Annotated in this window: 2 protein-coding genes; both read right to left on the reverse strand. The window is 63.8% G+C overall.

Annotated features, from left to right (window positions below):
- Positions 1 to 12,053 (reverse strand): peroxidase family protein (locus tag AC1DIO_RS23005; RefSeq protein ID WP_476854121.1); only part of this gene is annotated, 12,053 nt, incomplete at its 3' end.
- A gap of 813 nt (positions 12,054 to 12,866) precedes the next feature.
- Positions 12,867 to 15,272: a multicopper oxidase domain-containing protein gene (locus AC1DIO_RS23010; RefSeq protein WP_476854122.1), complete on the reverse strand. Its 2,406-nt coding sequence runs from the start codon at positions 15,270 to 15,272 to the stop codon at positions 12,867 to 12,869.
- Between the last annotated feature and the right edge of the window lie 117 nt (positions 15,273 to 15,389).

A 15,389-nucleotide genomic window follows, 5' to 3' on the forward strand; every position in this document is an offset into this window, starting at 1 on the left:
ACCCAGAAGGTCTGCCCGACCATGCCGCCATTGATATGCGTCTCGGCAAGGCCACCGACCCAGAGATCGACCCGGTCGATCCCCTTCACGATGCCGGTGCCGTCGGCCTGGATGGCCACGCTGATATTCGAGTTGATCGCCTGGAAGGCCGCGATCTCGTCGGCGTCCAGGACGAGGTCCGGATAGGCCTGCTTGAACTGGGCGATCACTGCATCGCTCAGATTGTTGCGCTGCTGGAAGTCCTCCCACGAGGTATAGGGCGAGAGATTTCCGGCATATCCGACGGCCTCGGAGACATAGGGATCCTGCGAAGCGGCAAGATCCGAACGCACCTGGTTCAAGGTGCCAAGCCCGACATCCCAGCCGCGGGCCACATTGAAGGCGAAGAGGTCGGCATTGATCMGAACCAGATCGTTGCGCACCGCGTCGACGATGTTGAAGTCGACCTCCTCCGCCGGCTGCCTGATGATGCCGCCCAGGATCGATCCCACGCCGAGCTGCTCATAGCCGGGCTGCGGGACATAGCCGGGAGGCAAGGGAGCGGTGAAGGCGCCAGCGTCGTTCGTCGGGTTCAGGAAGGCGTCGAACAGCGCCACCTGCTTCGGCTGACCATCGGCATCGAGCACGGTCATGGTCTGGCCGATCAGGGAGTGACCGACCCGGTACACGGCCGCCGCGAACTCATGCGAGATGGCGGCCGTCGCATCCGGATTGTAGTCGCCGTGGCCGTGGTCGCCATCGCCCTTGATGCCGCCGATGAGATGATCGGCGAACTCGTCGAAGACGACGCGCTGGTACTCGGCCTCGTTGATGATCTTGGCCGCCTGGAAGAGCTCCTCCTGCGTGCCCTGGAAGCCGGCTTCCACCAGATTCTCGACGTGGAAGTTGTGATTGCGCGCCCAGATCGTGTGCATCGCAGTCAGGGCAAAGTTCTCGTTCGCCCGGCCGTCGCCGGCGATGTAGTGGTCGAGAACGCTGACGAACGGATTGGCATCGAGCAGCAGCGCATGTCCGGTGCCCATGAAATTGGACGCCATGCTCGCTGCCATCGTGGTGTTGATCACACCGCCGTTGACCAGCCCAGGGAAATAGGTCTGGAAGGCGACCGGGCCGCCTGGCAGGCCGGTGAAGACGGTGTTGTTCTCCCAATGCTCGAGGATCAGCTCGCGCAGCGTCGGCAGCAACCGGAAGTTCGGGTCAGACGGATCCGGCCCTCCCGCCAGCAGCATGGAGCCGAGACCGCCATCGCCGTCGCCTTCGCGGAGGAACTGGCCGACGAGCCCGTTCGAGCCATAGGCCTGGTTCTGGTCCGCGAAGGGCGAAGTGCGGTTGATATGCTGGGGAACGCCGTCGACGATTTCGTCGACCGTGCCCCGGGTGAGATCGGCCGGGTTGCCTGATCCGGGCGCACCGTTCCCGGGAGCTCCGATCTGGATCGTGCCGTTGCCACCCTTCGGCAGGAAGTCGAGGCCATGGTCGAAATACTGGCCGAAGGCCATGAAGAAGATATTGGCGTCGTTGCTGTTCTTCGGCAGGTCGGCTTCCTGCACACCCAGGATGTTGCTGATATTGCGCGGATCCAGCCCCTCGAAGATCGGGTTGATCTGGTTGTTGCCGGTCGCCGCGTCGTATTCGCCATAGCGGGCTTCGGTCAGCCGGATGAAGTGCTCGTCCGCCGCGCCGTAATCGGGATGGGCGACATTGTTGCCGTGGCCGCTGAGATCACGCACGCCGGGCACCGTGTCGTCATCGCCAGGAACGTCCTGGCCGTTGACCAGGTGCTTCAGCCCCGAAAGGTCGCCGGCGGTGAGTTCGAACGCGCCGGTGACGCCGTCGCCTCCACCATCTCCGCCTCCCGTGCCGCCCCCATTTCCGCCACCGCCGTTGCCACCGCTGCCGCCGGAATTCGCGAAGGTCGGCGACGCGCCGCCCGGCAGGGTCGCGAAGGTGATGGTATGGCCGCCATTCGTCAGGGTCGTCGTGCCGTTGCCGTTGTTCGTGCTCGTGTAGTTGGCGAGCGTCGAACCGGGCGCCAGTTCGATGACATCCTGAGGCCGCAAGGTCCCGATGATCGTGTCATGGCCGCCCATCGACTTGAAGACGATGCGATGTGCCGAGGTTAGCGCCGAGATATTGACGGTGTCGTCGCCCGTCGAACCATCGATCGTGATGGTGTTGGTGAACAAGGTGGTCGCCGCGAAATTGCCGAGGACCTGGAAGGTATCGCCGCCGCCACCACCGGTGATCTGGATTTCCTCGATGTTTGCCAGCTCCGCGATCACCACGCCATTGCGGACGATGGCGATCTCCGTTGCCGGGTTGAGATTGAACGCGGCCGGCGCATTGGCTGCCGCATAGATCTGGAAAACCTCAGCAGTCGCATTCCCCACGATCCGAACGGTGTCGGTGTCACGGCCGCCGTCGATGATGTCACGCCCTTCGGTCGAACCGACGATGATCAGATCATCGCCGCGATCGCCAAGGATCGTGTCATTGCCCAGGCCGCCATTGATGGTGTCGTCACCGCGGCCACCATCGATCGTGTCGTTTCCGGCTCCGCCATTGAGGATGTCGTTGTCGCGATCGCCGAGGATGGTGTCGTCGCCGTCGCCGCCGTCAACCGTATCGGCCCCGCGGCCTGCGTCGATCGTGTCATTGCCTGCAAGACCGGTGACGGTGTCGTCACCGCGATCAGCGTTGATGATATCGGCCCCGGCAGTGCCGACGAGCACGTCATTGCCGCGCGTTCCGAGGATGGCCGGATCCGTCGGGATATTGGTGCCGACAGTCGCGGTCGGGAGCGAGAACACCTCCTCGAGCACGCCATGGGCATCCTGGTAGACGATGCGCAGCCTGATCGGCAGCCCGTTCTCGCCATCCGTGACCGTGAAGCTCGGGCCATGCGCGCGCTCCACCTCGCCGGCGCCGAAGAGCTCGATATCGGCGAAACCGGTGCCGTCATCGACCTGCCAGAAGTAGGAAATGGGTGCGGCTGGAACGAGCCCGCCCGGATTGTCGGCATCCGTCAGCCCCGCCAGATTCAAGCCGGCCAGGCTCACAGTCAGGACGTCGCCGACCTGAATGCCGACGTTGGTGGTTGTGCTATCAACGATGACCGGCCGGCCCACGGGCTGGTTGTTCGCGCCGCCGAGCACGATCGACTGATCCGCGAACTGCAGCCGCTCGATGTTCCGGAGCGTATCCGTCCCATCAGTGCCAACATTGTCCGTAACGGTCACGGAGCCGTCGGCGTTGGGCGTGATCGTGTAGCTCGCCCGCAGGCCCGAGAACTTGGCCGTATCGAAATCGGTGGTATTCGAGCTCAGGATCTCGCGAACGATCCTGAGCTGGCCGGGATTATAGGTGCCGTTCAGCATCAACGGAACCATCGGCTCCATGCTGTCGAAGGTCGCGATCTCGGGGCCGCTACCGTCCAGATTCTGTCGAACGCTGATGCGCACGTTCAAGTAGCGGTCGCCGTCGATAATGTCGTCGCCGCCGCGGCCCTGGATGATGTCGCTGCCCTTGCCGCCGAGGATGATGTTACCACCATCGAAGAAGGTTGCGGCGCTATTGGGAAGCAGAGCGCGCAGACCGTCGATCAGATCGATATTGGTCATCACGCTGCCGGTCGCACCTGCAGTTGGCAGGGTGGTGGCATCGGAGTCATCGCCATTGAGGACATCGCCGAAATCCGAGCCGGAGAGGCCTTCGACGAAGTCGAAGCGGCTAAGCGAGGTCGACCCACCGGGCACGGGCGGCTGATCGAAGAAGCGGTCGGAGATGTCGATATAGACGCCGGTGGTGTTGGGCTTGTAGATCGCCCAGTCATAGCCGGAGCCGCCGATATAGCGATCGCCGAAGCCGGTCTTGCCGGCCATGATGTCGTCGCCGCCTTCGCCGTTGAACTTGTCGTTCTCGCCGTCGCCGATGAAGACGTCATTGCCGATGACCGGGTCATTGCCGAGCGGATCGAAATTGTCACCAGGCGCGCCGTCGGTGGTGCCCTTCTCGATCCAGTCGTCGCCCTCGTTGCCCATATCCTGTTCATTGGCCTTGCTGCCGAGGATGAAGTCGTTCCCCTGGCCGCCAATGGCCTCCGATGCGTCCTCGCCAGTGACGATGAAATCGCTGCCGAAACCGCCGATGATCAGGTTGACGCCGTTGCCGCCATGGAGGACGTCGTTGCCGTCGCCACCCTGGATGTTGTCGTCACCACCGGTGTCCGTGATGATGTCGTCGCCGGCGCCGCCGCGCAGCTGGTCGTTGCCGTCGCCGCCCTCGATGCGGTCATTTCCGCCATCGCCCCAGATCGTGTCGTCGCCCTCGCTCGCAATCAGGATGTCATTGCCGACGCTACCGCCGAGAACGACATGCTCGTCACCGGTATACTGCAGATAGTTGCTGTCGGGCCCGGCCGTATTCGGGTTGTCGCGAATGACGAGCGGAAGCAACGGATCGCCGTTTGTCGGGTCGTCGTTGCCGGTCGCGCCGAGCCCGGTGTGCTGCTTGGTCGGATCGACCTCGAGCGTGAAACCGGGTGTCGTGAAGACCACGCCGGGGAGATGGGTCGCCGACGAATTCGCCATGATCAGCTTGGCGAAGGAGTTGCTCTCGAGCTCCGCATTGAAGCTCAGGCCGGACGTGCGCTCGAGATAGTAGAAGCGGTCGCCATCCTGCAGCTTTTCGAGCTGGTTCTCGAAGATGAAGTTGAAGGTCGAGCCCAGCATGCCGCCGAAGGGCATCTTCTCCTCGGCGAGACCGCCGATCCAGAGATCGATGGCATCGACGCCGGTGATGGTGACACCATTGGCGCCGCTGGCCCAGGCCCCCGTACCGTTCAGGAAGTCGAGACGGTCGGCAGGTGCGCCGGCGCCACCGAGTACCAGCGACATGGCGGCCGCACGCTTGTCCACAAGTGTGGCCGCGCCCGTGATCGACGAATGCGTGCCGTAGGCGGCGATGAAGTTGATCAGCGAATCCGGGTGCTTCAGGCTCTGAACGAGATCCGCCCAGCTGGCGTAGGGCTTGAGCTGGACTTCGCCGGTCGACGTATAGATTTGCCGGCGGACTTCGTTCAGCGAGGGAATACCGACGTCCCGGCCGCGCGCGAGGTTGATCGCGGGAAGGTCGAGCGGCAGGCCGAGCAGGTTGTTGCGCAGCGCCTCGGTGACGAATTCGTCGATTTCGTTGCCGGCCTGGCGGGTCACGCCGCGGACGATCGCGCTGACTGCGTCTTCCGGATTGGCTCCGCTGGCAGCGAAGGCGAGCGGGTTCAGGAAGGCAGCGATCAGGCCCATCTGCTGGTCGGGATTGCTGGGATCGGACGAGACGACGTCGAAATCCGCAGTGAAGCGGTCGACCGTCTCGGTCAGCATCGAATGGCCGAAACGATAGACCGTGTGCGCGAACTCCGCGACGATCGAGGGATCCAGGTCGACGTCATAGACCTGGGTCGGCGCAAAGAAGAGGTCGACATTCGGCTGGATCGTTCGGGCGAACTCTTCGAAGACCAGATGCTGATACTGCATCTCGGTGCCGAATTTCGCCGTCTGGAACAGGCGCTCGCCATTCCATTGCAGGGCGTCGATCGCCGCCTGATTGGCCGGGAATGTCGCCGGCTCGGTGCCGGGGATCAGCCATTCCTTGAGGAAGGCGAGATCGCCCGAAGTCAGCACCGTATTCTTGGTCTGCTCGACCAGCCGGTTATGCTCGGAGTGGAAGATCGCGTGGACGGCGGTGAGGCCGATATTCTCGTTCACGCGGCCGTCGCCGGCGATGTAATGCGCGTCGAGCAGCTCGTTGTCGTAAGCGAGGTTGTTACCTTGCTGATTCACCGGCACGGGATTTCCCGTCAACACATCGCCATCGGGAACAAGGTCGTCAGCCGTGTTGGCAACCCCGTCGGCACCGAGACCAGCGAATACCGGCACGGCGTTGTGGGCGATGTCGTTGAGGAAGGCGTGGCCGGTGCGCACGGCATTGGTCAGGGAGATCGGCGCAAGCGGATTGCCCTCGACGAGGATGTCGTCAGCGGTGCCGCCGATGCCGTCCAGCCCCTTCATCACGACCTGCGGGAAGCCGTTCGGGCCCTTGATGAAATTGCCATAGGCGTCGGTCGCCAGCAGCGGACCGCTGTCGATATCGGCGTCGGTGAGATTGATGCCGAGAATGTCGCGCGCCTGCGCCTTCACCACCTTCCAGGTCGCCATACCGCCAATTTCGATATCGTCAGCGGTTCCGAACTTGCCGTCAGCGCCCAGATTACGATTGGTGATCAATTCACCGGTCGCAACTGGCCGCGCTCCTCCCACTCCAGCGCCATCGGTATCCATGAGTTGGTAAGCTCGCAGGAAGACCTGGTGCGAGGGATGCGAGGAGTAGGTCTGGTTCTGGTCGACGAAGGGCGAGGTCGTGTTGGTGTGCTCGTGGATGTCGTCGGCATTGCCGAGGATCCCGTCCGGACCAGGCAGGTTGGTCGCCCGGGTCAGGACCATGAAGTTMGTCGGGCTGCCCTGCACGTAGAGCGGATCGTCCGGCTGAAGCGGGATGAAGACCGTGCCGGAACCGCCCTTGGTCACGAGATCGAGGCCATGGTCGAAGAACTGGCCGAAGAAGGTCATCCAGGCGTTGAACGGCGCCGACAGACCGGCATCCGGAGCAATGTTCGGGATTTCGAAGACCTGCTTATCGTCGGCCGTGCCGAACTGGCCGTCGAGACCCGGGCTGGTAACGATGGTCAGGCCGAGGTCGTCGGCCACGCCGTCGAAGGTCGCCTGGGCGGCGACGACGGGGGCATTCGCGTCGTTCAAGGCCGCCTGATCGAGCGCAACGTGGTTCGCCGCCTGCGTCTGGGCGGTTTGGGCTGGGCCGAGAGCGGCCTGAGTCGAGGTAACGAGTGCGTCCGCCTCTGCGAACGCAGCTTCGGCATCCGTCCGCACCTGAACGGCGTTATCGAGCGCGATGACAGCCGCCTGCACGCCTGGATCAGCCAGAGGGTCTTCACCCGCCGGCACCGCGGCGACCGCCAAGGCCAAAGCCGTCTGCGCGGTCGATTCCCCCAGTTGCGCAGCCGTAACCGCGCCTGCTGCGGACGCGGCCGCCGTGGTGGCGGTGTTCGCAGCGGCCGTCGCTGCGGCGAGATTGGCATCCGCGGTTGCAAGGACCGCCTGTGAAGCACCGAGCGCTGTCTGCAGAGCGGCAACTCCGCTCGCCGCAGCCGCTTTCACAGCGTTGAATGCCTGGAGCGCGGCCAGGAAGGTCGCGGTGTCCGCCGTGATGTTTTCCGAGCCGGCGTTGCGAAGGGCCGCCGCAATCGCAGCGGGATTGTTCGCGGTCTGGTCGACGATGAGATTGCTGATCGTGCGCGGCTGCGAGTCGATCACCAGACCGTTCGTCTGCTGGTAGGAGGTACCCGACTGCGCCGGATTGAACACCGGCGTCGTGACGCGTGGGAAGACGTTGTCGGCGGCTCCGAAGGTGTCGCTCTGCTGCTGATTGAGCAGGTTGTTTCCGGAACCATCGACCGTGCGCAGGCCAAGCGCCGCCCGCACATTCGGCAGCAGCGAGGTCAGCGGCGTACCGGCCGCATTCGCTTCAGCAATCTTGATCTGGTCGAGGATGAAGTTGAGGTCAGAGCGCACCAGCATGATGCCCTCGCCACCCGCCGTCGCATCGACGACCGGCGTCGGCGCGACCGGCGGCGCCACGGGACCGGCCACGACCGGCTGGGTCGGAGCCGAGAACACCGTCTCGGTGACGCCATGCCCGTCGGTGAAGATCGCCTTCACCCGCAGGGCCGAACCGGCGAGATCGGGCGTGACCCTGAAGGTCGTGCCGTCGGCACTTTGGAAGGCGAGATCCCCGAGCGGAAGCAGGATGATGTCCTCGAAGATACCCGAACCGGGATCCGCCTCGAACTGCCAGAGATAGGAGATCGAGCCGGGCAGGATGCCATTGGGGGCCGCGGCACTTGTATTGCCGTCGCTCACGCCGGCAATCGAGACACGCAGCAGTTGACCTGAGGTCGGCGTGTTGTCAGCCGTGCTCGATGCCGCGTCGAGAATAGCAAGTGTGCCGCTCGGGTTGAGGTTGAGGCCGACGCCATTCGGAAGCGTCACGCTCTGATCCGCAAATTGCAGTCGCTCGACATTGACGAGAGTATCGCTGCCATCCCTGCCGACATTGTCGGTAACGGTGGTGATACCAGTCGTCGTGTTCGTGGTGACCGTGTAGTCGGCCCTGTTGCCGGAGAAAATGGCCGTGTCGAAGCCGTTGTCGTCGTCCTTGAGCTCGCGCACCGCCACCAGCTGACCAGGGTTCCAGACCCCGTTCAGCATGTTCTGCAGCAGTTGTGGCGCGACCATGCTGTCGAAGGTCGCGATCTCCCCACCGCTTCCATCGGCGTTGGCCCGCACGCTGATGCGCACGTTCAGCCAGCGGTCGCCATCGATCAGGTCGTCGCCGCCACGCCCCTCGAGCAGGTCGCTGCCGGCGCCGCCGAGCATGATGTTGCCGGTCGCGAAGCCGGTGGTCGAGAGACCGGCCTGGCCGAGGAGTGCCGCTAGCCCGTCGATCAGCGCGACATTGGTCAGCGCGCCGCCCGTGGCGCCGCCATGATTGAGGATCGTGACCGCGTCGATATTGTCGCCGCGCAGGATGTCGGCAAAGCGCGAACCGGACAGGCCCTCGACCTCGGCGAAGCGGTCGAGGATCGAAGCCGGAGAGGCGCCGACGGGCTGCACTGCCCCCACATTCGTGTTTGGCGTCTCGCCATGCGGCTGGGCCAGCGCGGCCAAGGTCAGGTCGACCGTGACGCCCTGATTGTCGCTCTTATAGGTGACCCAGTCGAAGCCGGACATGCCGTCCATCTTGTCCTGGGCATCGCTGCCGACGAAGATGTCATCACCGCCCTCGCCGATGAACTCGTCGAAGCCGCCGCCACCGACGAAGATGTCGTTACCGATGATGTCGTCGGCCAGGAGGGGCGCGAAATTGTCGCCAGGGGCGCCGTCCTGCGTGCCCTTCTCGATCCAGTCATCGCCCTCGTTTCCGGTCGGCGGCAAGCTGGTCTTGGAGCTGTAGATGAAGTCGTCGCCGCGGCCACCGAAGGTGGTCGAGATATCCTCCATCGTGACGATGTAGTCCTTGCCGGCGCCGCCCAGGATCAGGTTCCCGACGCCACCGACCATCATGTTCCCGGCGTGGATGACGTCGTTGCCGTCGCCGCCCTCGAGCCGGTCATCGCCGCCCAGATCCTGGATAATGTCGTCGCCGGCGCCACCCAGAATGGTATCGTTGCCGTAGCCGCCTTCCAGCCGGTCATTGCCGCCATCGCCATAGAGCGTGTCGTCGCCATCGCCGGAGATGATGACGTCATTCCCCGCGGTGCCGCCGAGGACAACATGGTCCTCACCGGTGTACTGCAGGTAGTTGGTGTCCGCGCCGGGCGTCGCCGGATTGTTGCGGATGACGAGAGGAACAATTTCGACGCCATTGATCTCGATGCCGCCGGTCGGGTCGGAATTGCCCGCAATGCCATCGGCTCCGACGACGTTGTCGGCGCTTTCGTCGACCAGGGTATTGGGATCGTCGAGCTGAATGCCATCAGGCCCAGCCTCGTTCAGCCCTGTGTGCTGCTTGGTCGGATCGACTTCGAGCGTGAAGGTCGGGGTGGTGAAGATCGCGTTCGGCAGATGCGTCGCATCACTGTTCAGCATCACCAGCTTGGCGAAGGAGTTGTTCTCGAGTTCGGTACCGAAATTCATGCCGGCGGTGCGCGACAGATAGTAGAAGCGGTCGCCGTTCTGCAGGGATTCAAGCTGGGTTTCGAAGACGAAGTTGAAGGTCGAGCCGAGCATGCCGCCAAACGGCATCTTCTCTTCCGCAAGGCCGCCGATCCAGAAATCGACATCGTTGAGGCCGCCGAGCGTGCCGCCGGTAAAGGCGCCGGTGGCGTTCAGGAAATCGAGGCGATCTCCGGGCGCACCGACTCCGCCCAGCACGATCAACGTCGCCGCCGCGCGCTTGTCGGCCATCGTCGTCGCGCCGGTGATCGACCCATGCGTGCCATAGGCCGCGATGAAGTTGATCAGCGACTCCGCGTGCTTCAGATGCCCGGCAAAGTCGGTCCAGCTGGTATAGGGCTTGAGCTGGCTGTCGCCGGTCATCGCGAAGAATTCGGAGCGCGCATTGTTGAGCGACGGGATGCCGGTATCGCGACCGCGCGCAATGTTCAGCGCCGGCAGATCGAGCGGCAGGCCGAGCAGGTTGTTGCGCAGCGCCTCGGTAACGAACTCGTCGATCTCATTGCCGACCTGGCGGGTAACGCCGCGCACGATCGCGCCGGTCGCCTGCTCCGGCGTCACGCCGCTTGCGGCATAGGCGAGCGGATTGAGGAAGGCCGCGATCAGGCCGAGCTGCGAATCGCCGCCGACAGTGTTGAAATTCGGGTCGAAGCGATCGACCGTCTCGGTCAGCATCGAATGGCCGAAGCGATAGACCGTGTGCGCGAACTCCGCGAGGATCGCCGGGTTGATCGTGGTGTCGTAGCCGTTGGGCGCCAGGAATTCGTCGACCTGCGGCTGGACCGTGCGGGCAAACTCCTCGAACACCAGATGCTGATACTGCATCTCGGTGCCGAACTTGGCGGACTGGAACAGGCGTTCGCCGTTCCAGTCGAGCGCGTCGATCTGGGCCTGCGTCAGCGGGAAGGTCGTGGCCGGCGTATCGAGCCACTGGTTGAGGAAGGCGAGATCGCCGGTCGCCAGCGCCACGTCCTTGGTCTGCTGGACCAGGCGATTATGCTCGGAATGGAACACGGCGTGCACGGCGGTGAGGCCGATATTCTCGTTCACGCGACCGTCGCCGGCGATGTAATGCGCGTCGAGGAGTTCGTTATCGTATTGGCCAGCCGCCAGCGGGCCGGTGCTGACGATGGTGTCGGTATCCGCGGTCTTGCCCGCCGGATCGGCATTATGCGCGATGTCGTTCAGGAAGGCATGGCCGGTATGGGCTGCGCCCGCCAGGCTGATCGGCTCCGCCCGGTTGCCCTCGGTGAAGCTGCCGTCGGTCATCATGACCATCGGCATGCCGCCCGGCCCCTTGATGAAGTTGCCGTAGGCGTCCACGGCCAGGACCGGCACATTGCCGACATCGGCATCGGTGAGATTGATGCCGAGAATGTCGCGGGCCTGGGCCTTGACCACAGCCCAGGTCGCCATGCCGCCGATCTCGACATCGTCGGCGGTGCCGAACCTGCCGTCAGCGCCGAGATTGCGGTTGGTGATCAGTTCGCCGGTCGCCACCGGATCGCCGTTGGCGTCCAGCTCATAGGCACGCAGGAAGACCTGGTGCGAGGGATTCGAGGAGTAGGTCTGGCTCTGGTCGACGAAGGGCGAGGTCGTGTTCGTGGCAGCCTGGCCACCTGCAGCGCGGCTCAGAACCATGAAGTTCAAAGCGCCGGGAGCCGTGCTGAACAGCGGGTCATCGGGCTTCAGCGGAATGAAGACGACTTCGGTCTGGCTTGAACTCTTGGTGACGAGATCGAGACCGTGGTCGAAGAACTGGCCGAAGAAGGTCATCCAGGCGTTGAACGGCGCGGAAAGGCCGACATCCGGGGAGACATTCGGGATGAAGTTGACCGGCTTGTCGTCCGCCGTGCCGAAAATCCCGTCCAGCCCGGGGCTGATGACGGTGCTCGATCCCGGGTTCTGCGCAGCAGCCGCAACGGCCGCCGGATTGTTGTTGGTCTGGTCGACGATCAGGTTGCTGATCGTGCGCGGCTCGGAGTCCACGACCCCGCCTGGAACACCATAATTGGTGCCGGCCTCGGCCGCCTGGAAGGACGGGTCAGTCAGGCGCGCAAACGCCAGGTCCGCGGCCCCGAATTCCGGGTGGGCCAGGTTGTTGAATGTACCATCGACGGTCCGCAGACCGAAGGGCACCTGGACGCTGGGCAGGATGTCAGTAAGGCTCTCGCCCTGAGCATTCCGCTCCGCAATCCTGATCTGCTCGAGGATGAATTCAAGATCGGAGCGAATGTACTGTACCATGACGCCCTCCTGGGGTGTCCAGGACCCCGTGTTGGCCTTGCCTGGGACAATGCTCCGCCGCTCGCGCCAAAGAGGCACGACGCTGGTTGCATCGTTTGCCAGAACTTGATCGGACAGCGCTTCAGCCCGTCATGGGCCTATCGCAGTGACAGCATGATGCCTGTCGGCACTACTGGTCGTTAGAGGACTATGTCGGACGTTATTTCCCGACCAGCGTCTGGGGCGCGCGACGGAGTTTGGTCTGGTCGTTCTTCCAGACCTAATTCCCTACACTACCGACCAAGGTCCCTAGCTCCTGCTGCCTCGGCGATGCCGACCTGCCGGACCGGTTCCCCCGAAGCCATTCCGGGACGCGGCCTCTTGCCCTCGCCGCCCGCCTATAGAGGGGGTCCATGCCCCCTCATCCAACAGCTGCGAGGTGGTCAGCGGTGATTGCAGACCGGGATGAAGGGCTTACGGGGCGAGTCGCCAGCGATGGCTAACCCATAGCCTCGTTCGTGCGCGGGATGGGGGTAGGCGCCGCCGCGCATGCCGCGCCCCCCGCACAAGGAATGGTCGGGATAGCAGGGGTTTTCGGGATTTGCGCTCCCGTGCCACGGCTCCAGGGCGAGCTTGGTGCTGATCGGTATGGAGCGAGCAGGGTGCGTGAACGGCCCAGGAGCTATGAGCCGTCGCGCCGGCCACGCCTGGCAAGGCCGCGAGCCCGGCTGTGCGGTCGCGAATCGGCCATTCCGGATCAGACCAATGCCGCCTGCCCCTCATGCACGACGCCGGGCAGAGCTGAGCCTGCCCGGCGTCGAAAGCTGCACAGCGTCAGCTGCGCGTTGCGACCCTGAGTTTGTTCGGGTCGCCCTCGGGCAGAACCTCGGGCTGTTTCCAGACGACACCGTTCGGTGTCGGGATCGGCGTCATCGTCACCTGGTACTGTGGTTGCCCCTTGTAGTCCGGGTCGCCGGGGGGCGGTGTCTGCAGCTGGTAGCGCAGCAGCATCGCGAAATCCTCATGGGTGGTGTTGTGGCAATGGCTGACATAGGCGCCACCGAACTCCCCGAACCGCACCTGGAACCTCACCCTCCCGGACGGCCGCAAGCGCCAGACATCCTTGCGGACGAGCCGCTCCGTTGCGGGAATGGGCGCGCTGCCCCGGTCCATGGTGACGCCCTCCTCGAAGTGGAGGTGGATGGGATGGTCCCAGCCGCCCCCGCCATTGATCAGGGTCCAATGCTCCACCTCGCCCGGCTTGGGCATCAGCAGGGAGATGCGGTTGGCGTTGAGCGAATGCGCCTTCTCGCCGTTGATCTTGATCGTCCAGGGGAAGGACTTGATGTCTCCGCATTCGGGTATGCACTGCCCGTCCGCCGTAGCGCGTGAATCCCCCTCTCCCGACCTGCCGAACTCGATCACCCGCTCACGCACCGGGRCCACGATCGGGATCTGCGTGGTCAGCGTCTTGACCCCTGATTTCCAGTCGGGATCGGCGAAATTGGCACTGCGATCGGCATCGAGCGGGTTGCTGGCATTGTAGACCTTGCCGGGATTGTCGACGCTCTGGACCTGGCTCACGACCCTGAACTCAAGGATGGGGCCGACGCACGGGTCATCGTCCCGTCCCTTGAACGCCTTCTCGATCGAGACGGCGCCCTTGGGCTTTCGCCCGTCGGTCTGTTCCAGCAGGTTCATGATGTAGACGCTGTCGCCCGGCGCAAAGGCGGAGAAATCGACGACGATATCGTAGCGCTCTGCCACGCCCATCTCGTCGGTCTCGGTCAGCAGAATCGGATTGACCACCAGGTTGCCGTCATTGGCGATGAAATAGAAKGGCACCTTCGTGCCCTGGGAAAAGCGCCTGCTCTTGTTGACCGCAAGCGCAAGCTTGACGAAGCGGGCCATGGCGGCGTTCAGGATGCGGAAGCGGTAGCGTCGCGGCAGCACCTCGAAATAGGGATAATAGGCACCGTTGACGCAGAGCATGTCGCCGAGGAAACCATCGGTATCGAAGATATCGAAGCGGCACTGGCCCCTGGCATCGAAGGCGGGATTCGAGATCGCGAGATTCACGTCGAAATCGAGATTACCCCATTTCAGCTGCGAGCCGCTCGGCAGCCGCAGGTTGATGCCGTCATTGAGATCCTCGCGCCCCCTGTCGGGCCCGCTATAGATGTTGCAGAGCGCGAAGATGCCCTTGTGCACATTCTCGGCGGTGAAGAAGAAGCGGTGATCGTGGAACCAGAGGCTGCCCTGGATCTCCCGGTAGTCGCCGGCGACCGGGACATAGCCTTCGTCATCGTCGGGCCCCGAGCATTTGCGCGAATAGTCGCGATCGCCCGTCGGCCACAGGCTCGGCATGTCGCGCCGGGCCATCGCCATGCCCCAGTGATAATCATAGAAGGTTCCGGGGAAATGATAGGCGTTGCAGGCACCATCGCTTTCGGCGCCGTTATGGGCGTTGTGGAAATGGATCGAGATCTCGTTCCGTCCGAAGCCGCCGTTCTTGGTCCGGTCGACYGGGAGATCATTGTAGATCCGGCTCAGAACCGGTTCGCCATAACGTGCCTTGATCAGGATCGGACGGCCGAGGCCCGTGCGCAGGCCGTCCTTGCTCCCCGCCTGTCCGGGCTGGCGCGGACCGAAGGTCCACATCGCAGTCGCGTCCTGCTCGGGCATTTCCCCGCAATAGCGGCTGCCCGTGCCAATCTGCCCGAGGGACAATAGGTAGCCCTTTTTCGGATAGAGTTCCTCCCAGCGCTGATGCGCGAAGAACTCGCCGGGCGGGCGCCCTTCCATCGGTCCAACCCAGGTGACCGGGTTGCGATAGGCCGCACCGCCGGAGTTGCTGAAATCGGTATGGTAGGAAAAGTTCTTCGCCGGCAGTTCCTGGCCTCCCCCAGCAAACTGCCAGGCCGCATCGCCATTCGACAGGCGCTGAAGCGGAACCGGCTTCTGGACGTCTGGCCGCGGCATCGGGTCATGAAATTTGACAGCGCCGAAGTTCGGGCTGCGCGGGGCACCGGTCGGCACCTGGGCATATGCGCTCTTGGCGAAGGGGCTGAGCCCATTTTTCGCGACCAACAACCCGCCGGCGGTAAAGTATCCCCACCGCAACAGGTCACGTTTGGTGATCTGCCCCACCGAAAGGGCCTTCACGATATCGAGCCGGTTCTCCAGAGCCCTCTCAGCTTCCTTCAACCGGATGCCAGTGGTCTCGCGCGAGAGATACATACCTCTTCCCCTCTTCCGGACTGAACCAAGGCGCGCCTCGACGCTAACCTTTAGTTCGGCCAGACGCGGTTCAGTAAGCGGAAAAGGTCTGACCCAGTATGCAACCAAAGTCCCTAG

It is taken from the genome of Allobosea sp. 05T439, from assembly GCF_056396005.1.